A 26,081-nucleotide genomic window follows, 5' to 3' on the forward strand; every position below is an offset into this window, starting at 1 on the left:
GCGCGCGGAGGTGGGAGAGGGTGGGGGTTGGGCACAAGCATGCCGGCACGGTGCTGGCGGAGCGGTATACGCAGTTGGCGTGTGCGGCGGTGGTGTTCGGGCATCACGGCGGGCTTCCGGACCTGGAGCGGCTGCGGGACGAGTTACACAAGGGCCGTCCGGGCGGTTCGGAGGCTGCGCGGGTTCAGGAGGCGATCCGCGCTGTGGAGGGGATCGTTCCGGAGATTCACCGCTCCTCGCGGGTCGCTCTGCCCGGCTGGCTGCTCGACCTGCCGAGGCCGGAGCAGGGGTTGGGGCTGGACCTGCTGGTGAGGATGCTGTTCTCCTGTGTCGTGGACGCGGACTACCTCGACACGTCCGCCCACTTCGAGGGTGCGGCGGTGCGGGTGGGGGAGCCGGTGGACATGGCGGCGCTGGTGCAGCGTTACGAGGTTCGGCGTAAGCGGTACCTGGCGGGGCGGGATTCCTCGCCGGTGGATGCGCTGCGGCAGTCGGTGTACGAGCGGGCGTGCGCGGTGGCGGCGGGCGAGCCGGGCGTGTATGTGCTTCAGGTCCCCACCGGTGGGGCGAAAACCATGGCCGCGGGAGCCTTCGCGCTGCGGCACGCGGCACAGCATGGCAAGCGCCGTGTCGTTTTGGCGGTGCCGTTCATCTCGATCACCGAGCAGAACGCGGCCGCGTACCGGGACCTGCTCGACCCCGAGGACTCCGACGGCGGGCCGGCGGTGGTGTTGGAGCATCACAGTGCCGTGGACCTCGACGTGGAGGAGGCTGGGTTCGGTGAGCTGGCCGAGGAGCAGCGCGAGGCGTTGCGGCAGCGTGCCCGGACGGCGAAGCTGGCGGCGGAGAACTGGGACGTGCCGTTCGTGGTGACCACCACGGTCAGGCTGTCCGAGTCCCTCTTCTCACACAAGCCGTCGCAGATGCGGCGTCTGCACAACCTGGCCGGCTCGGTGATCGTCCTGGACGAGGTGCAGGCGCTGCCGGACCGTCTTCTCGCGCCGATCCTGAGCGGGCTGCGGGGGCTGGTGGATCACTTCGGCGCCACGGTGCTGCTGGTCTCGGCGACCCAGCCGTCGTTCTGGGAGCTGTCGGCGTGGAAGGGGCTGGAGCGCAAAGCGGTCATCGACGACCCGGCGGCGCTGTTCGACGCCCTGCGCAGGGTGGAGTACGAGTGGCGGACGGGGCAGGACGTCACGCTGGAGAGCATCGCCCGGGAGGCGGCGACGCACCCGCAGGTGCTGACGGTGGTCGGCACGACCAGGGACGCAGCCCGTTTCCACCGTCACCTTCAAGCCGCCTTCGCGCAGGGTGTGGTGCTGCACCTGTCGACACGGATGACCGGCGCCCACCGCCGGGAGGTGATCGCACAGATCCGTGAACTGCTCGGCCGGGGGAGCCGGTCCAGGTGGTGTCGACCAGTCTGATCGAGGCGGGTGTGGACGTCGACTTCCCACGCGTGTACCGGGCGTGGGCGCCGCCGGAGTCCCTGCAGCAGGCGGCAGGACGCTGCAACCGCGACGGACGCCTGCCCGCCGGCACCGTGATCGTCTTCGACCCCGCAGACGGCAGCCGGCCGCGCAGCGACGAGTACCGCACCGCGGTGCAGACCGGGGAACAGTTCTTCGGACCGCATCCGCTCGCCGCGCCGGACGATCTCGACGCGCTGCACCACTACTACCAGCGGCGCTACGCCTACCAGCAGGGCGGGGGCCCCGGAAGCGGGGCTGGGGGCGCACATCCCAGAAGCTGCAGGGCACCCCTGACTTCCCCAAGGTGGACCGTGAGTTCCAGATGATTGAAGACGAGCACAGTGTCCCGGTGGTCGTCATCCGGGACGAGCGTGACCGGGAGCAGATCGAAGAAGCCGTCGCACAGCTGACGGATCCACTCCGGCCGTGCGGCCCGGAGGTGCTGCGCAGCCTGCAGCAGCACACGGCTCCTTGCCCAAGAGGGAAGCCGACGCCGCGCTGGCGGGCTGGCCGTCCCGGTGACGGGCGACCTGCTGCCCAGGGTGCATGCCGCACTTGAGTGTCGTCGACAACATTACGTTGCGATCCTCGGCCGTCCCGAAAGTGACCGCCACGTTCAACTGGGTCCAGTACTCGTTCAGGGTGTCGAGATTGCGATCCTCGGTCGCGGCGGACGACCGTCAACGGCCCACGCACGGTCGGCCGTATCGCCTCACTGGCGGTTGCGCTCCTCGGCCACTTCGAAGAACGACCGCTGCTCCCTACAGGTTGTCGGCCTTCTCGTCAACTGGGGCGTTGCGATCCTGAAAGGAGAGTCACCACAGGCTTTGATGAGTCCCTTGCCTACCACGGCCTCGATGTTACGACCCCCGGTCGCCCCCGAGGGCGACCGCTATGGCCAGTCCAAACTGCCGGAACTGTGTGCCGTACTCGTTGTTGCGATCCTCGGCCGTCCCACAAGACAGCCACCATCGCGTACTTGACGCCTTCGACCATCCGGGAGTTGATGTTGCGATCCTTGGTCGCCTCGGAAGGCTACTGCCACGTGACCCCGGGCGAGTACGGAGGCGAAACCAATGAGTTGCGATCCTCGGGCGTCCCGGAGGACGACCGCCGCCTGAGCAGTGTTTCGCGGTGCTCTGGGGGAAGGGGGCGTTGCGACCCTCGGCTGTCTTCGGGGACGACCGCCAAACGTTGCCCTGCTCAGCGGCGAAGACGAATGAGCGGTGGCGATCCTTGTTTGTCCTAAAGGCAGCCGCAACTCCCATCAGAATGGGAAGCGCGCACCGTATGTGTTGACGTTGCGATCCTCGGCCGCCCAGACGGCGACCGCATGGATCCGAACCGGACCCCTGGGTCCTCGGCCAAGAGGTTGTGATCCCTGGCTGCATTGGCGGGCGACCGTCATCAACCCTCCGGTATGTCACGCCAGGTTGCTTAGAGGTGGTGATTCCAAGCAGCCCGGCAGGTTCAGTCGATGAGCCGGGTCAGGGTCACCCCGGCGGGGACCTTGTCTTCGTCGATGGTGATGCGGTCGGTGTAGTCGTCCCAAGAGCGCGCCTCGCTGTGGCCGAGTGGTTTGATGCGGATCAGGTCGAAGAGCTTGTGGGCGGGGGCTTGTCCGTAGGCGTCGTCGTGGGAGAAGACGTACAGGCCGCGGATGGCCATTTCGCCGCGGGAGGATGCCCGGTCGTGGTCGAACATCATGGTCAGGGCCTGCCAGTAGGCGGCGAGGTCCTCCGGAGTGACGTTGGCCTTCGCGCCGAGGGCTCCGGAGTAGAAGCCGTGGCCGCGGTAGAGGCCGTAGGGGACGTAGTGCTTGTTGCCCATCTCGGTGACCTTGCCCTTGGCCAGGTCCTCGGGTTTGTTCGGGGCGACGCGGGTGATGCCGGCCTCCAGCGGGGTGATGGGGTCGATGGAGCGGGAGAAGGTGAGCTGCATGGGCCCGCGGGCCCTTCCTGCGTGCTTCTTCTGGTCGCCCACGGACATGACGGCTCCGAACAGGCGCACGTCCCAGAAGTTGCGGATCATCCACTCCTGCGCGGTGGTGGTCTCGCCTTCCTTGGCGCCCCCTTCGATGTAGGCGCGCTGGATCTGCGGGTTGAGGGCGACGCCCTGTTCGACGTACATCTCGAATCCGGGCCGGCCCTGGTGGAGGAGCGTGACGGTGTTGCGGATCTTGCGCTTGAGGGCGACGTCGGTGATGAGGCCCTGACCGGTGATGGGGTCGGTTCGGGGCATGCCGCCGGCGTCGGGGTCCCCGTTGGGGTTGCCGTCCCTGACGTCGATGAGGAAGACGTAGTCGTGCTTGCGGGTGGGGTCCAGGTGCGCGTCGGTCATGGTTGTACTGGGTGTCCTTCCGGGGCTGTGGCGTCGTGGTGAAGCTGGCGGCGGCGGGGCGTCCGTCACCAGAGGGTGTCGTCCGAAGCGTCAGCGTCCTCGACGACGGCTTCAGGAAGGGCGTCCGCTTGCTGCCCTGCGGCGAGTTCCTTGCCGGCTTCCCGTGCCTTGATGGCCTCTGCCGCAGCGCGTGCGGAGTGGGCTCGCTGGTGGTCGTAGCCGAGGACGAACAGGGCCTGCTGTTCGGTACTCAGATGGGCGGGGATGGTGTCGAGCAGGTCGAAGGTGTCCCGCAGCCGGTTGTCCATGGCCTTGGCCGCAGGCTCACTGGTGCGGGCGATGGTGCGCAGGTGGGGGCGTGCTCCGATGCGGAGGCGGGTGAGGACGGCTTGGGGGGAGACGACCGCGGTGCTCAGGTACTTGTCGGTGATGGTGGTGTTGGCCTTGGGCATGGCCTTGCGCTGGATCGCTTCGAGCATGGCCATGATCCGTCCGCATACGTAGCCGGGCTCGGTCGACTGGGGGTTCAGCTGGGGCACACAGAGCTCCTTGTGGCGAGTGGACGTACGGATCAGGGCGAGGCGCAGCAGGGCGATGCGGGGCCGGTCGAGGTGGTGGTCGGCGCGGACGCGCTGCAGGAGGACCGGCAGGAGATGGGCCGGTGGCGCGGCGCCGTGGAGCGCGGCTTTGGTGAGGTCGGCCTGCAGATGTTTGGGGACGGTGGTATCGACGTACTTGTTCTTGCGCTTGTCCCAGCGGGCGCAGGCGAGGGCGAGTCGCCAGACCGACCAGTAGGTGTAGGTGTTGTTCCAGCCGTCCCAGGTCTGCTGGTCGGAGAACCAGGTCCCAAGTCTCCGTTTCAGTTCGGGGACGGGGATGGTGATCCAGTCGGCGACGATGACCCTGTTGGTGTTCACCCGCAGGGTGAGGGCGTAGAAGGCGCCCTCGTCGAGGACTGCCAGCGCGTCTCGTCCCTGACGGGGGTGGCGGAGGCCGGCCATGAGCTGGGCCACCTCCTCGGGCGCGGGGTTGTTCAGGGCCCACATGGACGTGTCGGTGTCGGGGTTGCGAGTCCACCAGACGATGGCGGAGTCGTCGGCGAAGGCGCGGTGTTCGGGGTCGGCGAGCAGCGTGTTCAGGGCGGTGGCGGACTTGGTGCCGCAGTCGACGCAGATGGGGGTGGCACCGAGCTGCTTGGTGCTGGCCCTGAAGTGGGCGGGCTGGTTGAGACAGACCAGTTGGGTGTTCATCCCGGAGTTGGGGATGCCCTTGATGGGAACCGGGAGCGTGGACAGCAACGGCATGACATGCCCGCACACGAGGCAGAGCCCCTGGTTCGCCTTTCCCGCCTTTCCGCTCTTCGCTTTCTTGACCTTGTCGACCCACCAGCTCCTGGCTTCCAGCAGGTCGTGGAGCCACTCGCCGTCCACGCTGATGGCGACGAGGTGATCCTTGTCCATCTCCAGCGGCCACACGGTCGGCGCCGGACTGTTCAGCCACGCGGCCACTGTCTGCGCCTGGGGAAGGTGCGGGTGGTCATTGCACCAAGACGTGACCAGTGAGCGGTAGGCGGCGTGCCGGGTTCTCGCCTTGGTGACGTCGGCAGGGCTGATCGAGAGGACCTTCTCCCCGTCCGGCCCTTTCACTAGACCGGGATGAGCGAGTGCGAACTGTGCGGTGTCGGCGAACAGGATCGGTGCCGGCTTCCGCCCGGAGCGTCCGGTGTACGGGGCGGTGATCTTCCGCTGTTCCTGTCGGAGGTCGATGACCAGCGGTTCCGCGTTCCCTGTGCTGGAGAGGTCGATCTGCCACATAACCCGGCGCGCGAGATAGTACTGGGGGACATCGCCCTGGCGGCTGTCGGTTTGCTGGACGAGGCTCTGCAGCAGCACGTCAGGCCACCCCGTCCGCGGAGGCGCGTCCCTCGGCTCCGGGCATGCCATCGACATCGGCAGGGGCCAACGGGCGGTCGGGCACGTGAAGAACGCCGTGCTCCAGGCTGGCCCGGAACCAGTGGTAGCGCTCCTTGCCCTTCGGTAGGTACTCGATGTGGTGGAGCATCAGCCCGATCTCGTCGATGGGCGGAATACCCGCCTGATCGGCGACCGTGACCGCGCCGGCCTCCTCCGCTGATCCGCGAGGCCCGAAGAAGGCTGCGAACTCGCGGCAGCCGAAGTGGGGCTGTTCGTAGCAGGCACCACGTGCGAGCCGGCGATCGAACTGGTCGCGGTACTTCGGTAAGGGCGCGGTGCACCGGTCGGTGGCGCGGATCGTTGCGTGGATGCGGTAGGCGACGTCGCTCAAGGCGACGATGACCCGCTGGCCGCGGTCTTCGGCGGCGTCGTAGCGGTAGCCGGTGTTGGCTCGCAGGCTCTCGTAGGCGTGCCTGGTGACGATCGAGTTGTTGACCTCGTTACGCCGGAAGCGGGTCCACCTCACCGGCTTGAGCTGCTCGATCCGCTCGACTCGGTAGGCCATCTCCGGTTTCCAGAAGATGGCCTCCAGCAGTCCCCTCGCCGCTGAGGGAGTCATGGTCGGATAGGAAACACGTTCGACTTTGAGTTCCGGACGGGTGAAGCAGGCCAGCGGCCCCCACGCCTCCACCTGGACGTGAAGTGGCCGGTCAGCCCTCTCCTCACGCTGCTTTCGGGGACGCGACGCAACCATGCACTTGTTCCCTTCCCTGCCTGCTGGCGCAGCCCGTTGTCAGTGCCTGCGGCTAGCTTCCATACGTTGCACAACCCCGAGGTCTACGCCGTGGGATTCGAGGGGTATGCGGCGATCTGGTGGGATCTCAGCGTATAACTGATAGAAAGTCAAATATCATTGCAGGCAAGGCAGTTGACGCGTTAGCTGGTTCGAATCCCGTCCCTGAGGGCAGGCTCGTGGCCCACTCGCCGGGCCACCAAGGGACCTGGCACTGGTACGAAGACCACGCCCGCGGCACGGGCGAGCTGGCCCGTCGGTTCGCAGAGCCATGGGGAGGCGGTGACCTCGCCTACCAGCTCGGACGCGACCACGACACGGGCAAAGGGGCCTGTGCGTGGCAGGAGGGGCTGATCGAGGAGGCCACCACCGGCCGCAAGACCAGACGGCCCCCACACAACGACGCCGGAGCCCTCCTGTTCGCCCGGGCGACCGAACGTTCCCCCGCTCTGCTGCCCTGCGCCGGTGTGATCGAGGGACACCACACCGGTCTGTCCGCGTGGTCGGAAGTCCGGCTCCGGCTCAAGGCCCTAATGGCCGACTCCAGCGAGGTGGACGAAGCCATCCACAGGGTCGCCGCGATCATGCCGGAAATCCTGGACGGCTCATGCCCGGCCGCTCCGGACTGGCTCGACCCCCGTGACACGATCGCTGTGGAGATGCTGGTCCGCATGACCTACTCGGCCGTGGTCGACGCCGACCGGCTCGACACCGCAGCCCACTTCAGGCCCGGCACGCACATTCGGCCGCACATCGGGATGGCGGAACTCTGGGAGCGGTACGAGGCCCGCCGCCAAGAGGCCATCGCCGAACGCCAGCGCTCCAAGGGAGCCTCCTGGCTGGACAAACTCCGCGAAAACGTCTACCGGGAGGCACTCCAAGCCGCCACCGGCAAGCCGGGCGTCTACCGGCTGCACCTCCCGACCGGCGCCGGAAAGACGTTCACCGGCGGAGGCTTCGCCCTCCGCCACGCCTCCCTGCACAGACTGCGGCGCATCATCGTCGCAGTCCCCTTCATCTCCATCACCGAACAGAACGCAGCGGAGTACCGAAACCTCCTGGACCCCGAGCAAGGACCATCGGTCGTACTGGAACACCACTCAGCCGTGAACGTCGAAGCCCCGCAGCAACGCACACCACAGTCCGCCGGCACCTCGACGAACGCGAGCCACGGCCAGAAAGGCGGCCGACCCAACCGGTGGTCGAAACTGGCAACCGAGAACTGGGACGCCCCCTTCATCGTCACCACCACCGTCCGCCTGATCGAAACAATCTTCGGAAACACCCTCTGGGCCACCCGCCGGCTCCACCGGCTCGCCAACTCCGTGATCGTCCTCGACGAAGTCCAGGCCCTCCCCGACAGTCTCCTTACCCCGATCCTCTCCGGCCTGCGAGAACTCGTAGAGCACTACGGAGTCACCCTCGTACTGTCATCGGCGACCCAGCCGGAACTCGCCGCACTGAACCCCTGGCGCTCCGGCCTCCCTCAACGCGACGTCGTCTCCGATCCCGCGCCGCTCTTCAAACAGCTGCGCCGCGTCAGATACGAGTGGCGGACCGGCCCGGACGTGACCCTGGCAAGCATCGCCACCGAGGCGGCCGAGCACGACCAAGCCCTCGTCGTCGTCAACGGGACCAAGGACGCCAACCAGGTCCACCGCGTCTGGATCGGCACCAACTATGCCGAGGACCCAGGCGTCCTGCACCTGTCTACCCGCATGACCGGCGGCCACCGCCGAGAAACCATCCAGACGACGAAGCAACGTCTGGAGGAGGGCCTGGACACTCTCCTCGTGTCGACCTCGCTCATCGAAGCTGGCGTCAACCTCGACTTCCCTCGCGGATACCGAGCCAGATCAACACCAGAGTCCGAACAGCAGGCCGCCGGACGGGTCAACCGCGAGGGCAAACGCCCAGCGCAGGACAGCGTCATGACCATCTTCGACCCCCGGGACGGACTCAACCCGGAACTGGTCTACAACACGTGCGCCATCGCAGCAGCATCCCGCCACTTCGGCGACGGGCTGGCCTACCCCGACGATCTGGACGCCCTCCGCTCGTATTACCAGCACCGCTACCGCCTCCAGGCAGGACAACACTCCAAGGACCCCAACGGAGCCACCGGAGAAGTCATCGAAGCGCTGCGCGCAAAACTGCACTACCCGGAGGTCGCGCGCAGAATGAGGATCATCGACAACGAGCACTCCGTAGCCGTAGTCGTCATCCGCCCCCACCTCAAAGAAGAAACCCGCCAGGCCGCCCAGAACGCCGTCGACCAGCTCCGCCGTGGCCTGCCAACACCGGCCACCTACCACACCCTGCAGGAACACATGGCATCCATCCCCCAGAGGGAACTAGAACTGGCAATCAACGCTGGCCACGCCATCGAAATCGCCGGTGACCTGCACCAGTGGATCGGCCCCTACCATCCCCAACGAGGTATCGAGCCTCTTGCATGACCATCCAGACCACCAAGCAGCGACTCATCGATAAACTGCTCAAGACCATGGTGTAAGGGTCAATGTCACAGGAACGAGAGCTTAAAACCTTGAACGCCGAACCAGGCTCGGCGGTCGCTCACCGGGATGGCCGAGGGCAACAGCGTGAGCAAGATCCCGCTGCACCTCACGACCGAGGTGGCGGTCACCCTCCGGGGCGACCGAGAATCGCAACGGTGAGGACGCTCTCATGTTCCGTGGCGGCGTCAACTGGCGGTCGTCCTTCGGGGCGACCGGGGTCGCAACCGGATCATCGAGCGGGTCGACGGCCGGCCGTGGCTCCTGGCGGTCGCCCTTCGAGGCGACCGAGGATCGCAACTACAAGGTCGGCCCCGGCCCGGCCTGGTCGGACGCCGCTGGCGGTTGCCCTTCGGGGCGGCCGAGGATCGCAACGCTCTATTCTGGGAGTGGTGACCTCGGGCCTGGCAGGGTGGCGGTTGCCCTTCGGGGCGGCCGAGGATCGCAACCTCTTCGTCCGGACGATGGTTCCGGACCCGACAAGTGGCGGTCGCCCTCCGGGGCGGCCGAGGATCGCAACACCGGCCGTCGGCTGATCGAGGAGCTGCGGGATCGTGGCGGTCGCCCTTCGGGGCGGCCGAGGATCGCAACGTGTTCCCGGACACGGCTAGCGTCCGGACCCCGACCGGTGGCGGTCGTCCTCCGGGGCGGCCGAGGATCGCAACGGCGCCTGGGACGGCGTGCCGACGGCCGGCTTCACCCTGGCGGTCGCCCTTCGGATGGCCGAGGATCGCAACTCGCCCCACTTGCCGAGGTTGCGACCGGTGCGACCGTGACGGTCGCCCTTTGGAGCGGTCGAGGATCGCAACTCGGTATGCTCCACCCCGTGACCGACACCCCAGACACGTGGCGGTCGCCCTTCGGGGCGGTCGAGGGTCGCAACGTCCAGCGCCAGCTGCCGATGGACATCGACGTAGCGAGGTGGCGGTCGCCCTTCGGAGCGGTCGAGGATCGCAACTTGCCCGCGACGATCCGCAGGTTGATGCGGGGGTCGAGTGGCGGTCGCCCTTCGGGGCGGTCGAGGATCGCAACGGCCTGGAGTGGCACCGCACCTACCTGCCTGCCGACGGGTGGCGGTCGCTCTCCGGGGCGGCCGAGGATCGCAACGACTTCCCCGGCTGTATCAGCAGCTACACCTACGCCGGTGGCGGTCGCTTACCGGGGCGGTCGAGGATCGCAACTGCGACACGCCCCGGGCGAGCTGCTGCTCGATCCACGTGGCGGTCGCTCTCCGGGGCGGCCGAGGATCGCAACCGATATACGGTCCGCGAACTCCAAGGCGAGTACGACTGTGGCGGTCGCTCCCCGGGGCGGCCGAGGATCGCAACGCCGCCACGTCGAACTGCTCGCGGATCTCGCTGACGGGTGGCGGTCGCCCTCCGGGGCGGCCGAGGATCGCAACGGTCCGCTGAACCAGTCTGGCCGGGCCCTGCGCAACGCTGGCGGTCACCCTTTGGAGCGGCCGAGGATCGCAACACGTACTGCCCCGATGACCGCGCAAACGCCAGGGGTGGCGGTCGCCCTTCCGGGTGGCCGAGGATCGCAATGACAAGGCGCTCAGCAACGTCCGTGCGGTCACCGGCGTGGCGGTCGCCCTTAGACGCCATTTCAGTTGGGGTGATCTTGCGGCAGTCTGGGGTGATGACTGCTGCGCTTGTCGAGCGGATGGCGCCGGAAGAGCTGTGGACGTTGTTCCAGCGGGTGGTGCCACCGGCACCGGTCCGCCCGCAAGGTGGAGGGCATCGCCGGCGAGGGGACCGCGAAGTGCTGGCCGCGATCGTTTTCGTGGCCACCTCGGGCTGCACCTGGAACCAACTCCCGCCGGGCTTCGGTCTGTCCGGGGTGACCGCCTTCCGGCGGTTCACCGAGTGGACCGAGGCCCGAGTGTGGGCCAAGCTCCACCGCTTGGTCCTGGACGAACTCGGCACCCGGGGTGAGCTGGACTGGTCGCGGTGCGCGATCGACTCCGTCAGCGTCCGGGCCCTCAAAGGGGGCAGCTGACAGGACCGAATCCGACCGACCGCGGCAAGAAGGGATCGAGGCCAGGCCCTCATCCCGCTGGTCCGCGGCATACCGCCCATCCGCTCCCGCCGCGACCCGCGACGTCGACGACCTGGCAAGCTGCATGGCGACAAGGGCTACGACTACCGCTACCTGCGGCAATGGCTCGCCGCCCGCGGCATCCGGCACCGTCTCGCCCGTAAAGGGGTCGAGTCATCCCAACGCCTGGGCCGACACCGCTGGGTCGTGGAGCGGACCATGTCCTGGCTGTCCAGCTGCCGCCGCCTCCACCGCCGCTACGAACGCAAGCCGGAACACTTCCTCGCCTTCACCGCCATCGCCGCGACCCTCATATGTCATCGTCGGCTTACCAAGTGAAATGGCGTCTTAGGCTGCCTTGCCAAACATCCAGCGGCGAACCACGGTGTAACCATCAGGAAGCTCGTCCCCTGTCAGTTCCCTGTACCTCGCCCTGGCCTCGTCGCTGGCGCGCTGACCGGGAGGGAGCCTTCGGAGGAAGGGGTCACGGTCAGGGGCGGGGGAGGATTGACGGGGCTCGCTCGCGGCTTCAGGAGGGAGGGACGGCGCCTGATTGTCGGCGTCTTCAGCGTCCCGCCCTTCCATGAGGCGGGCGACTGCGGCAGTCAGGGCCGCGCTGACGACCACGCCGCCGACGGCATGAATCTTCTCCCTGTGCTTCTGGTACAGCACTTTCGCCTTCGAGGTGAAGGACGTGGGCTTGCTGTCTTCGAGGGCGGGCTCGCAGGGCGTGGAGTCAGTCACGTGCACACATCTACCGGACTCAGCTCCCATCTGTCAGGAGATCACGCGACATCAGCCGATCGGGAGAGCACTCTGCGGGTTTCATTACCAGACCAAGTTTTCAAGCGAGGGAGCCCTCGCTCTGGCCGCCCAGCGGCGGCGCATGGTTCCGGCGGACGGGGGATCACCCCGGCCTACTGCGGTGAGACCCATTCATCGAGCAAAGCTTGGCAGGCTTTGCCCAATCCCTCCAGCGCATCCTCTGCTTCAGCACCCGCCCAGGTAGCACGCGAAGCGGCGCTTCTCACCCGATCAGGTTCAGGGTCCAACAAAACGGTGCGCAATGCAGCGGTCCAACCCTGGACAACGTCGTATACGCGATCAGCGGCCTCAACGATGATGCCCGGACCTTCGAGCATCACGGTGTTCCGTACAGCCCAAAGCCGATCCTCCGCCCGCTGGAGCTCGTCTACGTGATCAGCCTGCACGGTCGGTAGGTCATTGCTCGCCAGGTTGCCGGCGTCGATGACCGCCTGCGCCTGCGTTATGAACTGGCTATAGGCGTCGCGGCGCACCTGTCGACGCCACAGTTCGTGCTGGCTGCGGCGCTGCTCTCTGCCGGTTTGCCGAACACCGACCAGGGTTCCGACGACTCCGATAGCTCCGCCGACGGCGGTTCCGATGAGTCCGACTATGTCTTGATCCACGTCGTCCATTGAACCCCGGGAGGTGAGCCGGTGCCGGGGCCTGTACCAAACCGTGAGGCCGATCTCGCCCGCCCGCGCGAGCGCAAGGGCAGAGACGTGCAGTCGGTGACGCGAGGCGTCGCCCGGCCCGCGCGGTGTGCCCGCTACCGCGCCGCGTCCTTTTGATGAGGCCACGCTTCTCCAGCGCCCAGGCCGTGTGGATCGCGGAGGGAGGAAGAGCCACAGCATTGGTAGCCGCCGCAATCTCCCGCAGCAAGACAGCCTGCGGCTCCGTCAACACGTACTTCACGACCATGGGCTCCACTCGGCTTGCTGCGGGGCGGGCTGCCACCCTAGAGCCGGCGAGGCCGGGAACGGTCACACCGAAACCCGTTTCCGGGCGCACGGTGCCGAAGCCGCCCCTGCGAGCAGCGCCGGTGGAGTACATGGCCAGCCGGCTCATAGAACCTGGCCGGCAGGCTCCGTCCGAAACCAGCGCAATAGCGGCATTTGCCTGCTCAAGTGGACGTTCACGGCCCGCCCGTGCCGACTGTCTTGGGGCGAGCTGTTGGAAAGAACATCCTGAAGAGAGCAAGGGGAGTCGTCCGGCGTCCGATCGAACCCAGGCACACTCAGGCCGCAAGTGATCAAAGGAGAAGCAGCGTTGTCAGTGCTGGGGGTGATGATGACTTCACGTACTTCTTGTCCATGGGGGGCATGATGCACCTGAGTCGTATCGCGGTGAGTGGGTTTCGGGCGAGCGTAGACGGTGAGATGGTCTGCCATCTACCTGGCCGTTTCAGCGTGCTGATCGGAGCCAACGGCGTCGGCAAGACGACGCTGACGGATGCGCTCTACCTTGCTCATCCCGGCTCTCGCTTCCCGGTCCTGCCGAGGTACGGATCCGCCACGCTCGCACCCGAGAGGTCCACCCGCACCATCAAGGTGGAGTACCGGCTGGGCGATAGCCTCGCCGGGGAAGGCCGTCTCGGACACCAGTTGTACGAGGTTGGCCACCAGCGCCTTGGGGGTGTCGCTCAGAGCTGGGGTGTCACACTGGGGCGCAGGCTCGGCAGCGTTACCTCGAAGATCGAGATAACGCCTGGTAGGTCCTTGGACCTAGACCCGTACAAGCTGATCTATCTGCCGGCCTTGCGTAGTCCGCTGGACGAACTGGCCCGCCGCGAAGCTCGGATCCTGGTTGAGCTGCTCCGTGCGGAACAGCAGCGCTTGAACGGCACCCGAAACCTTGTGGGACTCCGGGCGCGGGCCTCCCAGCTCCTTGAGGAGCTCGCCAAGGAGAGCATCATCGACGCCGTCGAAAAGAGGATCGGCGGGTACCTCACAGACTTGTCGGCTGGCGTGAGTCGCCAGTGGTCGTACATCCGCGGGCAGGTCATCGACGACACCTACTTGGCTCGAGTACTGGAAATCATGCTCGCTGTCATGGAGGGACGCAGATTCGCTCGGCCCCTTGAAATGTCCGGATTGGGATACGTCAACCTCTTGCACATCGCCGTAATCCTGGCGGCGATACCGGACTCCACTGAAATTCCCCAAGACGCTGCTGACCAGCCGCCCCTCACGGATATCCAGCAGATCGAGCAGGCGACCAGGAACTCCGAACAGGCAGAGGCCGATTCCGAGGCGGAGGAGGACTCCTTCTTCGGTGCAAAGCCCTTCCACGCGACGGTCGTCATCGAGGAGCCTGAGGCACACCTTCACCCGCAGTTGCAGCACGCTCTCGTCCGATACCTGCGCAGAACCGTCAAGAAGCGGCCAGAGCTGCAGATCATCCTCTCCAGCCATGCGACGGACGTCATCACGTCCTGCGTCCCCGAGGAACTCGTCGTCGTACGCCAGACGGCGCAGGGAAGAGTGTGCCGTGCTGTCGCCGACGTTGTACCGAACAAGCACCGCGACGTGACACTGCGGAAGACACGGCTCCATCTGGACGCCAGTCGGTCCGCCGCCCTCTTCGCCGACCGCCTCGTCCTGGTCGAGGGGGTCACCGACGCCGCCGTGCTTCGGGAGTTCGGCAGGACTTGGGCCGGAGAGGACGCACGCAAGCAGGCATTCATCGACGCGCTCAGCATTGTCCACATGGGATGGAAGGTCGGGCAGTGGCCGGCGCATCTCCTGGCGACTCGGGGTCAGGAACTGTGTACCAAACTGGCGATCCTCGTCGACAGTGATCTACCGTTCGAAAGCAACGAGCGCAAGAAGCCGACTTGGCTTTCCGACCACGATCCTTCGGTCGTCGAAGCCTTTGTCAGCCATCCGACCTTGGAACCATCGATCACTGATGGTAACGAGGGCTTGATCGAGACGGCCCTACTCGAAGTGGACCTGCACGAGCCGCTCGTAACGGCCCGGACGGTATATGAACTGTTCCGCAGTGCTCGGGCGAGCAAGGACGGGAAGCCCGGCGTCCCAGCAGGGCTGGGTTCCAGTAAGAAGGGCGACTTTGCGCTTGCCTTCGCCGGTGTCCTGGCAAAAGCCAACGAAGCAGGTCCCGAGCAGGCGTCGCGCCTTCCGACCGTGCCCGATCACATGCGGCGGCTTTTCGAGTTCCTGTACCCGCCCATGCCGGCCGATGAGACCGACCCTTGTGAGCACATTGATGAGCCGGACTGGCTCGTGCTGGACGACCAACGGGACATGGATGAGCAACAGGCCGTTGACGAAGTGGAGTTCCACTGGCCGGATGATTGGCAGAAGGAAGAGATGGCGTGGGCGGAAGCAACCGGACACGATCCGATCCCTGAGCCGCCGGACTCCGCCGTGCCGGATCCGGACGCGCCGCCATGGGAGGAACTCCAGTACTGGCAGCCCTCCCCTGAGGGGCTGGCCAACAGCCACACATCGAATGACGGTTTCCGATGAGTAGTCGCTGGCCTGGCACGCGCGGTCTTACGCCGGAGCAGCTCCTTACCGCCGCGAGCCCTAACCGCCTCGTCTATGTAGAGGCGTTTCCCGGATCCGGGAAGACGACCGTCTCCCAACAGCGCTTTGGCCTGCACCGCTTCGCGCGCACGACCGACCACCGGGCGGTTGTGGCGGTCAGCTTCACACGCTCGGCCACTGAGGAGATACGTAGCCGCGTGCTTCGACAGTGGGGCCCTTCAGCCTTGGCGTGGCCCCATCGCATCATCACCCTCGACACCATCCTGAACGACCTACTCACCCACCTCCTGCGGTCTGGGGTCCTCCAGTGGCCAGGTGGCCACGAGGAGCTGGAGGTGCTGGACACATGGCGGACACACTTCCCCACCATCCGCACTACCGCGAAGCCCGCTCTCCGCCTCGTGGGCACCCAGGTCAGCACCACCTACCTATCTGAGCCGAAGCCGGACAACTACATAAAGCCGGCAGACTTCGCCACTACGGTCCACGAAGGAAGGTGCACGCACGAGAACGTACGTGAGGTCCTGCACGCGGCCCTCCGCATTGACCGTATCCGCGCCCACGTGACGACCTACTTCGCCATGACGATCAGGTCCCTACTCGTCGACGAGGTCTACGACGCGAACGAGCTGGACGTGGAGATCATTGGCATCGCGGCGGAAGCGGGACTGGCCGTCACTCTGGTGGGAGACCCCTGGCAAGCCCTCTACGCCTTTCGTGGCGCCCGTCCGCAGAGCGTGCGCCGGCTCATCGAGCTGCTGAAATTCGAGCGCCTCGAACTCCAGACGTCGTTCAGATGGCAGGGCAGTACCGACCAGGCATCACTGGCACGCCGACTGCGCCGCAGGGAGCCGGTGGCGCTTCCCGCGGGTGCGGTACGAGACGTCGAAGTCGTCCTCGCACGGCGCTGGAAGACGCTGTGGGACGGGAGCCCCCACATCCTCCCGCTGGCCGTCAAGCAGCCATCAGGACCGTTCCAGGAGGCAGTGTGCACCTTGCTCCTGAACGAGCTAACCCAGAGTTCCTTTGGTCTGCCCGCCGCATTTCTCAGCGATGCTCGGTCCACACTGGGCATCGAAGAAGCTGAAACGTTCGAGAGGCTGCGTCCGGACCTAGAGACTGCTCTTCAGCGACTGGCGAGCCAGGACGACCTCGGCGAAGTCTGGACCGCCTTGACGGAGAGCGTGGTCGCGAAGACGCACTTCGAGCCGTCGGAGAGCCAGAAGCGGACACCGCGCAAGGCTCTCGGTAACCTGCGCTTGCGGTTGGAGGACGCGCAGGAGCGACTTGTTCTCGGCCTGACGTGCCACCAGGCGAAGGGCAGGGAGTGGGCGAGGGTCGGGGTGAGACTGGAAGAGTCTGACGCCGCCGTGCTCCGAGAGGGGCTCGATCCCACCGACGAGGCTCACCGCTCGCTCTATGTCGCACTCACCAGGGCACGAGTCCGCAGTCTAGCGGTGTAAACGGAGGGTAGCTTGCAGGACCAAGGACGGTCCTGATCGCGACGCCGTGCCAGGTCGCTGGTGCGAGCCTCCCCCAGAGACCGTTGGGAGTACCGTCCAACGCCGGCATTCGTTGGCCTTTCTGCAATCGTACGGCGCTGCGCGTGACGCTCGTTTGACGCTCCGACGGCCCAAACGGCCACTCAAAGAGCTGAAAAAGGGTCTCTGACCTGGGCTTTCTCTTCGCTCCACATGACGTGACGTCTTTCCGATGACGCACCATGTGGAGTACGTGGCGGTGCTGGAGCCGGTGAAGTAGGGGGGGCTGACCTACGGTTTTGTGCGCGCGCATTTATGTGTGGTGTGGGCGTTACGGGCGATATCTTGACGCCGAAATGACGCTCACGATCGCTCATTTTACGTTCGTTCTGATGGAGCGTCACCTGGCTGATCTGCAGGTCATGCTGGGGGGAGGCGCGACCGGCAAGGGCCAGGCCCGCATCGCGGGCCCGGCCGACGCCAGGTCGCCGGATCGAGCAGCCGTCAGGTCACCGGATCGAGGAAGGTCAGCACCGAGGCATCCTCCTCGATCAGCGGGGCGAGTGCGGTGTTGAAGGGGCTGCCGTACGGGGCCTTCAGGTGCGTCTGGAAAGCGTCCTCGTCCCGGTACACCTCGAAGATCCAGAAGGCGCGCGGGTCGGCTGTCTTGGTGTAGACGTCGAAGGCGAGGTTGCCTTCTTCCTCGCGCACCTTCAGGGCGTAGTCCCCGATCAGGCGGGCGACCTCGTCGTGCACTCCCTCGCGTGCGGTGAACTCGGCGAGCAGGGTCTTCTTCACGGTCTTGTGTCCTTGTCGGTCGTGGGGCGTCAGTTGTGGGCGGAGTCGAGGTGCCAGACGACGGCCTTGTCCAGCTTCACCGACCCGTTCTCCGCGAAGACCTGCACGCCCTGGCTGGCGGGGTCGGGGAAGATCTGGTCGGTGATGGCGGCTTCGCCTCTGCCGCCGAAGACCTCGACCGACGACCAGTCGACGAGGATCCGCAGTTTCACCTTGCCGTTGTCGACCTTCAGCGGTGCGGTCTGGACGCCGGGGAAGGTGCTGTTGAAGTCGACGGCGCCGGAGTGGGCGCGGTCGACGTACAGCTCCTGTGGCGTGGTGTCGTAGCCGATGACGGTCTCCTCCCCCCTGGCTCCGGTGCGCACCTTCAGGCCGAACCGGTCGGCGTCCTTGAGGGAGAAGGTCGCCTCGATGTCGAGGGCCTTGCCCTGGGCCGCGGGGCCGATCAAGGTCTTGGAGGTGTTCTCGACGGTGACGTCGGTCGCGGACGCCGGGTGCCCCTGCCGCAGGGACGTCACGCTGTTCACGGGCCGGCTGGTCAGCCGGACGCGGCCGTCGACGGTGCGCAGGGCCATCTCCCGGGGGATGCTCTGCATGCCACGCCAGGGTGACGTGGGGATGGCGCCGCTGTAGTCCCAGTTGTTCATCCAACCGATCATGTACCGCTTGCCACCCGGTGCGTTCTCCCAGGACACCGCGGCGTAGTAGTCCTTGCCGTAGTCGGCCCAGTCGGCGCGCTGTGCGGCGGATTTCGCGGGGGTGTCGGCGGTGGTGAACTGGTCGGCGAGGAGGTGGCCCCCGCCGGCGGTGTTCATGTCGACGATCTGGATCTGTGCCTTCTTGCCGACGTAGGGGCGCGTGTCGAAGGAGGCCCAGTCCAGAGTCTCGCTGTTGGAGCCGGTCGTGCTGCGGACGATCTTTCCGTCGACGATCAGGTTGACGGAGGTCTCCTGGGAAACGGGTTGGGCCTGGGTGTCCGAGAGCATGATGTGGTCGACGTTGATGTGGCCCCAGCCGCCGGTGTTGTCGTCGACGATTCTGATCTGCGCCTTCTTGCCCGCGAGGTCCTTGACGTCCCAGGAGGCCCAGTTGAGTGCTTCGGCGTCCTGTCCGGTGGTGCTGTGGACCGCCTGGCCGTCGACGAGGAGCTCGACGGCGGTCAGGTTGTCGCAGCCGGCGGGGTGGTTGCCGCCGCCGACAAGGAAGTTGACGTAGTCCTTGTCGATGGTGAATTCCGGCGAGGTGAGGGTGCCCGTTGTGGAGTCGCCGTTCAGGTAGCTGTTGACCAGGCCGCTTCCCCGGTAGCCGGATAACTCCTGCTGGTTGGGGAGGGTGCCAGTGGCGGGTGCGGCGCCGAAGGCGTTCCCGGTGGTCGTCCAGTCGTCGTACGTGCCGCCCTCGAAGTCGGCTATGACCGTGCCCGCGGGCGGCTCTCCCTGCTCCATGACGGTGCCGTCCACGTGCGGGTGCCGGCCCCCACCGACCTTGAAGTTCAGGTACTTGTTGACCACCGTGAAGGAGGGCGAGGTCAGGGTGCCGGTGCTGCCGTCGCCCGAGTGGAAGCTGTTGGCGAGGCCCTGGCCGTCAAACCCGTCGACCGTGGTCTGGCCGTCCACCGCCCCGGCTGCCGGCGCCAGACCGAACGCGGTGCCCGTGGCCGTCCACGATCCGAAGTCCGTGCCCTCGAAGTCCTGCACCATCGTGCCGGTGGGCGGGATGTAGCTGCCTTTGTCCTCGGCGGTGAACTTCTTGCCGTCGAAGTCTCCGATGAAGTACTGGGCGGCCGAACCCCCGGCGATACCGCCGGGGTTGATGTTGACGACAAGGACCCACTTGATCTTCTTCGGGTCCCCGTCGACCGCGAGGGGGAACAGGTCAGGGCATTCCCATACGCCGCCCGTAGCGCCGGCCGGCCCGAAGTCGCTCTGCGCTGTCCAGTCCTTGAGGTTCCTGGACGTGTAGAACCGCACCTTGTGCTCGGCGGACAGTGACACCGTCATCAGCCAGCTCTGCGTCGGCGCGTACCACTGGACCTTGGGGTCGCGGAAGTCCTTGGAGCCGATGTCGATGACCGGATTGCCCTGGTACTTGGTCCAGGTGCGGCCGCGATCGGTGCTGTACGCGAGCGACTGCGCCTGGAAGCCCGAGTCCTTGGCGTGGCTCGTGTAGATCGCCACCATGGCCGGGTCCTGCTCCGTGCCGAACCCGGTGGTGTTGTTCCAGTCGACGACCGCACTGCCGGAGAACACCATCTCCTTGGCGTCGTGCGACAGGGCGAGCGGCAACTCCTTCCAGTGTGTGAGGTCCTGGCTCACCGCATGCCCCCAGGACATGTCTCCCCAGGAGTTGCCGTTGGGGTTGTACTGGTAGAAGAGGTGGTACTCGCCCTTGTAGTACACAAGGCCGTTGGGGTCGTTCATCCAGTTCTTCTCCGGTGTGAAGTGGAACTGGGGCCGGTAGGTCTCGGAGTACGGCGCGGTGTCGGCGGCCACGGCCTGAGGGGCCGGCGGCGCTGCGGCCAGGGCGCAGACGGTCGCCACCGCCGCGATCATCCGCACGCGGGCGCGCCGGGATACACGTCCAGAGCTCATGGTGTCTCCTGTCCTGCGGCCGTCCACCGGCGGAGCCTGCGGCTCAGGCGTGGACCGACCGGAACGTGACGCCCTGGCCGACGGCGTCGTCCCACGCTGCCGACCAAGGGTGTCATCGTTGACTTGTGTCATCGATGACATCGAGTGGTCCGATGATGAGCGGGATCCGGCCGACACGTCAACGGTCCGGGCGGGATTGCCCGGCACGGGCTGCCCGCGCGTCAGACGCCACCGGCCGTCGCGAACTGCTCCAACTGGCTCCGCCACGGCGGGTTGGGGCCGACGGCGGAGCAGGTCAGGGCCGCGACGCGGGTGGCGAACCGGCAGGCTTCCGCGACATCTTCGAGGCCGACACCGGCCAAACGGCCGCCGAGGAGTCCGCGGTTGCCCAGGTGGTGCAGCAGCCCGGCCGTGAAGGAATCCCCCGCGCCGACCGTGTCGACCACCCGTGTGGCCACCGCGGGCAGTCGGAGTCGCTCGTCGTCGAGCGAGGCCAGGGCGCCCTCGGCGCCGAGCGTGATCACGACGAGGCGGACCCCGGCGGCGTGCCAGGTGTTGCACGCCTGCTCGGGCGGGGTGCCCGGCAGGAGCAGCTCCAGGTCGTCCTCGCTCAGCCGCAGGATGTCGGCGAGGCCGCACCAGCGCGTCAGCCGGTCGCGGTAGACCTCGGGGCGCACCAGCAGCGGCCGGACGTTGGGGTCGATGCTGACGGTGGTCTGCCGAGAGGCCGCTGCCAGGAACTCCTCGATGACCGCCCCGCCGGGTTCCCGGACCAGAGCCAGTGACCCGGTGTGCACACACGCCGTCTCGGACAGGTCCACCCTCGCCAGTTCCCCCTGGGTCCACTGCCAGTCGGCCGTGTTCTGCGCATGGAAGGAGTACGCGGCCTGCCCCTGGGCGTCCAGCTCCGCCACGGCCAGCGTGCTGGGCTCGCCGGCGGCGACGGCGCACGACAGGTCCACGCCGGATGCCTCCAGATGCGCCCGGAACAGGCGGCCGAACACGTCCCCGGACAAGCGCGCGAGGAAGCGGGCCGGGGTGTCGAGGCGGGCCAGAGCCACCGCCGTGTTCGCGGGTCCGCCGCCCGGCAGCACCCGCAGGGCGAGTTCGCTCGAGGTGTTCGCCGGTTCGGTGAAGGCGTCTGCGACGCACTCTCCCAGAACGGTGATCTGACGCGGGCTCATGGGCTGCTCTCTCTCGGAAAGGTTCGGAAGGGCTCGGAAAGACCGGGCAAGGGCGGCGCGGCGACGCGGCCGCTGACCGGCTGCGCGGAGAACGAGGCTACGGACGTTGCCGATTTGTGACGAGGCGAAGGCATTGACGTTGCCGGGATCCGGAGTCCATCATCCTCGCCAGGCAGTGTCAACGATGACATAAGTCAACGATGACACCCCGAGCGGCATGCTCTCCTCCCCATCCCGTGCCGCTCGCTATCCCACAGGAGCCGATCATGTCTCGCACTACTCGCCTGTCCTCCTCCCTGCTCAGAGCCGCCGCGGCCACGGTCGTCGCGGCCCTCACCCTGACGGCCTGCGGCTCCGGCTCCGGAACGGGCTCCACGAGCTCCGGCTCGGGCGGCGTCAAGGTCGGCCTGATCACCAAGACCGACACCAACCCGTTCTTCGTGAAGATGAAGGAGGGCGCGGAGAAGGCCGCCAAGGAGAACGGTGCCGAACTGTCCACCGCCGCAGGAAAGTTCGACGGGGACAATGCCGGACAGGTCACCGCCATCGAGAACATGGTCGCCGCCGGGGTGAAGGGCATCCTGATCACCCCGAGCGACTCCAAAGCGATCGTGCCCGCGATCCAGAAGGCCCGGGCCAAGGGCGTCCTGGTCATCGCCCTCGACTCCCCGACCGACCCCGAGAGCGCGGTCGACGCCCTCTTCGCCACCGACAACGTGAAGGCCGGCGAGCTGATCGGCGAGTACGCCAAGGCTGCCATGAAGGGCAAGAGCGCGAAGATCGCCACCCTCGACCTGGCGCCGGGCGTCTCCGTCGGTGTCCAGCGCCACGACGGTTTCCTGAAGGGCTTCGGCGCCACCGACAAGGACATCCTCTGTGCCCAGGACACCGGTGGCGATCAGGCCAAGGGACAGACGGCGATGGAGAACTGTCTCCAGAAGGAACCCGGCATCAATGTCGTCTACACCGTCAACGAGCCGGCTGCGCTGGGTGTCTACACCGCGCTCAAGGCCAAGGGCCGGGAGAAGGACGTCCTGATCGTCTCCGTCGACGGCGGCTGCACCGGCACCCAGGCCGTCAAGGACGGCAAGATCGCCGCCACTTCCCAGCAGTACCCGCTGAAGATGGCCGCCGAGGGCGTCAAGGCCGTCGTGACGTACGCCAAGGACGGCAAGAAGGCGTCCGGTTACACCGACACGGGCGTCACCCTGATCACCGACAAGACGCAGGCCGGGGTCACGTCCAAGGACACCGCCTACGGCCTGGAGAACTGCTGGGGCTGAGCCGCCCCGAGGACCGTACGACACCGCCTGTCCCCTCAGCGGGGTGGCCGTCCCTTCCGGCTGACCGGGGGACGGCCACCCGCTCGTCCTCTTGTCCTCCGCCAAGGAAGGACAACGACTTCTGTTTCCGACAAGGACTTCGCATGACCGCCACGTCCACGCCCCCGGGCACATCCTCGCCGTACGCTGGCCTCACAGCACCGACCACGGTTCGCAGACTGCTCACGGCGCCGACCACCGGCCCCCTGGTCGCCCTCCTCCTGGCCTGCGCCTTCTTCTCGCTCTCGACCGAACAGTTCCTCACCGGCGGGAACTTCTCGCTGATCGTCCAGCAGGTCATGGTCGTCGGCACTCTCGCCATCGGCCAGACCCTGATCATCCTCACGGCGGGCATCGACCTCTCCTGCGGTGCCGTGATGGCGTTCGGAAGCATCGTGATCGCCAAGATGGCCGCCGAGGGCTCCCTGCCCCCGCTCGTCGCCATCGCGCTGGGCATCACCGTCTGCGGTGGCTTCGGGCTGCTCAACGGGCTGCTGGTGCAGAAGATCCCGCTGCCGCCGTTCATCGTCACCCTCGGAATGCTGAACGTGGCGTTCGCGCTGACCCACATCTACTCCGAGGAGCAGACGGTCACGAACCTGCCCGGCCCGCTGACAGCCCTCGGCGAGACCTTCCCGCTCGGCCACACCGACATCACCTACGGCTCCGTGGTCACCATCGCCCTGTTCCTGCTTCTCGCCTACGCGTTGAGCAGCACCGGCTGGGGCCGGCACGTCTACGCCCTGGGCAACAGCCAGGAAGCGGCACGACTGAACGGCATCCGCACCTCGCGCCTGACCATAGGCATCTACACGGTGGCGGGTCTGCTGTACGGCATAGCCGCCCTGCTGCTCATCTCCCGCACCGGAGTCGGCGACCCGCAGGCCGGCCAGACCGACAACCTCGACAGCATCACCGCCGTGGTCCTCGGCGGCACCAGCCTCTTTGGCGGACGCGGTTCGGTCCTGGGCACCTTCATCGGCGTCCTCATCGTCGGTGTCTTCCGCAACGGTCTACAGCTGATGGGCGTCGCCTCCATCTATCAGACGCTGATCACCGGCGTCCTGGTGATTCTCGCGGTGACCGTCGACCAGATCTCCCGGAAGAAGGCCCGATGACCGCCATTTCCTCCCCCATGCCCGTGCTGCAGGCCCGCGGTCTGGTCAAACGCTACGGTCACGTCACCGCGATCGACGGGGCCGACTTCGACCTGATGCCCGGTGAGGTGCTCGCGGTCATCGGTGACAACGGAGCCGGCAAGACCAGTCTGATCAAGGCGCTCACCGGTGCGGTGGTTCCCGACGCGGGCGAGATCCGCCTCAACGGCGAGCCCATCACCTTCTCCGGTCCGCAGAGCGCACGCGCCCACGGCATCGAGACGGTCTACCAGGACCTCGCCGTGGCCGCCTCGATGGACATCGCCTCGAACATGTTCCTCGGGCGCGAACTCCGCCGCCCCGGTGTCCTCGGCAGTGTCTTCCGCATGCTGGACAAGAAGCGCATGCGCCAGGAGGCCGCCGAGCACATGGCCGACCTGAAGATCGGTCTGCGCTCGCTGACACAGGCGGTGGAGACCCTCTCCGGCGGACAGCGGCAGGCGGTCGCGGTCGCCCGTTCCGTCGCCTGGGCCAGCAGCGTCGTCGTTATGGACGAACCCACCGCCGCGCTCGGCGTGAAGGAGTCCGGCCAGGTCCTGGACCTCATCCGCCGGGTCCGGGACAAGGGCATGCCGGTCGTCCTGATCAGCCACAACATGCCGCACGTCTTCGAGATCGCCGACCGGATCCACGTCCACCGCCTCGGCCGGCGCGCCGCGGTGATCAGGCCCTCGGACTACTCCATGGCAGAGGTCGTCGCTATCATGACCGGCGCACTCAGCATCGACGAGGCCGGAGACACTGTCGTAGCGGATTCGGAAGCCGCGAGGGCCGCCGGCGTCCAGGCCATCTGACAGCACGACCCCGCTCTCGCAGTTCCGGCCGAGGCCGCGGCCGGAACCGAGAGCCCTCAGGAGACGGTTTCTCTATGGCAGCGAACCGCCGCCCCACCTTGGCCGACGTCGCCCGAGAAGTCGGCGTCAGCGCCAAGACGGTCTCCCGAGTCCTCAACGAGGACGGGCCCGCCTCCGCGCAGACCAGGGAACAGGTACTCGCCGCAGTGGCCAAACTCGGCTTCCAGCCGAACCTCATGGCCCGCAACATCCGCGTCGGCGGCCCGGACACCACCATCGGACTGGTCATCCCCGACCTCGCCAACCCCTTCTTCGGAGCCGTGGCCCGCGCCATCGAGGACACCGTCCGCGAACGCGGCCTGACCCTGCTCATGGGCTCCTCCGCGGACGACCCCGAGCGCGAACGTGCCCTGACCGACAAGTTCCTCGCCCGGCGGGTCAGCATCCTGATCGTCGTGCCGTCCATCGGCGCCGACCACTCCCACCTCAAGTCCCACCGTACGGCGGGACTGCCCGTGATCTTCCTCGACCGTCCCGGCGTCGGCCTCGCCACGGACAGCATCGTCAGCTCCAATCGGGCCGGAGCCCACGAAGGCGTCGCCCACCTCATCGCCCATGGCCACCGGCGCATCGGCTTCGTCGGCGACCTGCCCCAGAAGCTGTACACCCGCCGCGAACGTCTGGCCGGCTACCGCTCGGCTCTGGAGGAAGCCGGCATCCCCTACGACCGCTCGCTCGTCGTCAACGCCCACGACCAGCAAGGGGCCGAAGCCGCGACCTCCCAGCTGCTCGACCTGGCCGATCCCCCCACGGCCCTGTTCGCGGGCAACAACATCATGGCGCTGGGCATCGTGACCGAACTGGCCCGCAGCATGCGCAAGCACGTGGCCGTCGTCGCCTTCGACGACGTATCCCTGGCCGAGGCCCTCGAACCGGCCCTGACCGTCGTCGCCCAGGACCCCGAGGAACTTGGCAGAACAGCGGCGACTACCGCCCTGACCCGACTCGACGGCGACCGCTCCCGCGCCCACACCGTCACCGTACCCACCCGACTGATCGTCCGAGGATCGGGCGAGCAACCCGCGCCCGGCTCACGGGGGGCTTGACCAGGGGCGCGTCCGTCCTGGCCCAGCGCGAGCCTTCCTGGCAGGTGGCACTGTCGTACGTCGCGGCGAGTTCGACCCGGGCGGCCTTGGCCATACGTGCGCAGACGGCCTTCCCGCCGATCTGGCCGAGGGCGTCGAGGCAGTCGTCGGCCGCCTGCTCCAGGGGGCCGCGGGTGCTGTCGATGAGTGAGTTGCAGGCGACCGCCACTCCTCCGATGAGGGGCGCGCTGAGCGTCCCCGTGATCCGGACGACGGCGC

Annotated in this window: 19 protein-coding genes; 11 read left to right on the forward strand and 8 right to left on the reverse strand. The window is 67.1% G+C overall.

Annotation, left to right across the window (positions count from 1 at the left end; translation table 11 throughout):
• Nucleotides 1-20 precede the first annotated feature (20 nt).
• Together CD790_RS35550 and CD790_RS35555 are read left to right on the forward strand one after the other, a co-directional pair.
• Nucleotides 21-1,427 carry a CRISPR-associated helicase/endonuclease Cas3 gene (locus CD790_RS35550; RefSeq protein WP_260867369.1) on the forward strand — a complete coding sequence of 469 codons (1,407 nt, stop codon included), beginning with the start codon at nucleotides 21-23 and terminating at the stop codon, nucleotides 1,425-1,427.
• Nucleotides 1,409-1,798, forward strand: coding sequence for a hypothetical protein (locus tag CD790_RS35555; protein WP_260867370.1), 390 nt, complete (start codon nucleotides 1,409-1,411; stop codon nucleotides 1,796-1,798). The genes CD790_RS35550 and CD790_RS35555 overlap by 19 nt, the downstream gene beginning before the upstream one ends.
• 1,144 nt (nucleotides 1,799-2,942) lie before the next feature.
• Here CD790_RS35555 and cas7c read toward each other — a convergent pair.
• The 3 genes from cas7c to cas5c form a co-directional block, all read right to left on the reverse strand.
• A complete protein-coding gene (gene cas7c, locus CD790_RS06230) occupies nucleotides 2,943-3,812 on the reverse strand; it encodes a type I-C CRISPR-associated protein Cas7/Csd2 (protein WP_144382038.1) in 870 nt (289 codons plus the stop codon).
• Between the two features lie 65 nt (nucleotides 3,813-3,877).
• On the reverse strand, nucleotides 3,878-5,704 hold the full coding sequence (locus tag CD790_RS06235) for a type I-C CRISPR-associated protein Cas8c/Csd1 (RefSeq protein ID WP_186318900.1): 1,827 nt from the start codon (nucleotides 5,702-5,704) through the stop codon (nucleotides 3,878-3,880).
• A 1-nt stretch (nucleotide 5,705) separates the two neighbouring features.
• Nucleotides 5,706-6,479 carry a type I-C CRISPR-associated protein Cas5c gene (cas5c, locus tag CD790_RS06240; RefSeq protein ID WP_186318901.1) on the reverse strand — a complete coding sequence of 258 codons (774 nt, stop codon included), beginning with the start codon at nucleotides 6,477-6,479 and terminating at the stop codon, nucleotides 5,706-5,708.
• A 218-nt stretch (nucleotides 6,480-6,697) separates the two neighbouring features.
• Between cas5c and CD790_RS06245 the strand changes: the two genes are divergently transcribed.
• The 3 genes from CD790_RS06245 (at nucleotide 6,698) to CD790_RS35565 (ending at nucleotide 11,413) form a co-directional block, all read left to right on the forward strand.
• A complete protein-coding gene (locus CD790_RS06245; RefSeq protein WP_144382040.1) occupies nucleotides 6,698-8,977 on the forward strand; it encodes a CRISPR-associated endonuclease Cas3'' in 2,280 nt (759 codons plus the stop codon).
• Between the two features lie 1,698 nt (nucleotides 8,978-10,675).
• Nucleotides 10,676-11,035: a transposase gene (locus CD790_RS35560; protein ID WP_260867372.1), complete on the forward strand. Its 360-nt coding sequence runs from the start codon at nucleotides 10,676-10,678 to the stop codon at nucleotides 11,033-11,035.
• 9 nt (nucleotides 11,036-11,044) lie between these two features.
• Nucleotides 11,045-11,413 carry a transposase gene (locus CD790_RS35565; protein WP_260867460.1) on the forward strand — a complete coding sequence of 123 codons (369 nt, stop codon included), beginning with the start codon at nucleotides 11,045-11,047 and terminating at the stop codon, nucleotides 11,411-11,413.
• Nucleotides 11,414-11,422: 9 nt separating this feature from the next.
• Here the strand turns inward: CD790_RS35565 and CD790_RS06255 are convergent, their stop codons facing one another.
• Both CD790_RS06255 and CD790_RS06260 read right to left on the reverse strand, forming a co-directional pair.
• Nucleotides 11,423-11,818, reverse strand: coding sequence for a hypothetical protein (locus tag CD790_RS06255; protein ID WP_144382041.1), 396 nt, complete (start codon nucleotides 11,816-11,818; stop codon nucleotides 11,423-11,425).
• Between the two features lie 173 nt (nucleotides 11,819-11,991).
• The gene (locus CD790_RS06260; RefSeq protein ID WP_144382042.1) at nucleotides 11,992-12,504 is read right to left on the reverse strand and encodes a hypothetical protein; all 513 of its coding nucleotides are present in this window, start codon (nucleotides 12,502-12,504) and stop codon (nucleotides 11,992-11,994) included.
• A gap of 696 nt (nucleotides 12,505-13,200) precedes the next feature.
• Here CD790_RS06260 and CD790_RS06265 point away from each other — a divergent pair.
• On the forward strand, nucleotides 13,201-15,369 hold the full coding sequence (locus CD790_RS06265; protein ID WP_186318902.1) for an ATP-dependent endonuclease: 2,169 nt from the start codon (nucleotides 13,201-13,203) through the stop codon (nucleotides 15,367-15,369).
• Entirely contained in the window at nucleotides 15,366-16,853 is a 1,488-nt protein-coding gene (locus tag CD790_RS06270; protein ID WP_144382044.1) for a UvrD-helicase domain-containing protein, read from the forward strand. The genes CD790_RS06265 and CD790_RS06270 overlap by 4 nt, the downstream gene beginning before the upstream one ends.
• Before the next feature lie 522 nt (nucleotides 16,854-17,375).
• Here CD790_RS06270 and CD790_RS06275 read toward each other — a convergent pair.
• The 3 genes from CD790_RS06275 to CD790_RS06285 all read right to left on the reverse strand — a co-directional run bounded on the left by CD790_RS06275 (nucleotide 17,376) and on the right by CD790_RS06285 (nucleotide 21,444).
• Complete coding sequence (locus CD790_RS06275) at nucleotides 17,376-17,669, reverse strand: putative quinol monooxygenase (protein WP_144382045.1); 294 nt, start codon at nucleotides 17,667-17,669, stop codon at nucleotides 17,376-17,378.
• A 29-nt stretch (nucleotides 17,670-17,698) separates the two neighbouring features.
• Nucleotides 17,699-20,260 (reverse strand): glycoside hydrolase family 32 protein, encoded by a 2,562-nt coding sequence (locus tag CD790_RS06280; protein ID WP_144382046.1) that lies wholly within the window; start codon nucleotides 20,258-20,260, stop codon nucleotides 17,699-17,701.
• A gap of 221 nt (nucleotides 20,261-20,481) precedes the next feature.
• On the reverse strand, nucleotides 20,482-21,444 hold the full coding sequence (locus CD790_RS06285; RefSeq protein ID WP_144382047.1) for a carbohydrate kinase: 963 nt from the start codon (nucleotides 21,442-21,444) through the stop codon (nucleotides 20,482-20,484).
• 266 nt (nucleotides 21,445-21,710) lie between these two features.
• On the opposite strand from CD790_RS06285, the gene CD790_RS06290 reads away from it, so the two are divergent.
• From CD790_RS06290 to CD790_RS06305, 4 genes are all read left to right on the forward strand, one after another.
• A complete protein-coding gene (locus CD790_RS06290; protein WP_144382048.1) occupies nucleotides 21,711-22,727 on the forward strand; it encodes a sugar ABC transporter substrate-binding protein in 1,017 nt (338 codons plus the stop codon).
• Between the two features lie 143 nt (nucleotides 22,728-22,870).
• Complete coding sequence (locus CD790_RS06295; protein WP_144382049.1) at nucleotides 22,871-23,884, forward strand: ABC transporter permease; 1,014 nt, start codon at nucleotides 22,871-22,873, stop codon at nucleotides 23,882-23,884.
• A complete protein-coding gene (locus tag CD790_RS06300; protein ID WP_144382050.1) occupies nucleotides 23,881-24,717 on the forward strand; it encodes an ATP-binding cassette domain-containing protein in 837 nt (278 codons plus the stop codon). Before CD790_RS06295 ends, CD790_RS06300 begins: the two co-directional genes overlap by 4 nt.
• 74 nt (nucleotides 24,718-24,791) lie before the next feature.
• Nucleotides 24,792-25,823 carry a LacI family DNA-binding transcriptional regulator gene (locus tag CD790_RS06305; protein ID WP_144382051.1) on the forward strand — a complete coding sequence of 344 codons (1,032 nt, stop codon included), beginning with the start codon at nucleotides 24,792-24,794 and terminating at the stop codon, nucleotides 25,821-25,823.
• Nucleotides 25,824-26,081 lie beyond the last annotated feature (258 nt).

The organism is Streptomyces sp. SAJ15 (assembly GCF_007595705.1).
GTDB lineage: Bacteria > Actinomycetota > Actinomycetes > Streptomycetales > Streptomycetaceae > Streptomyces.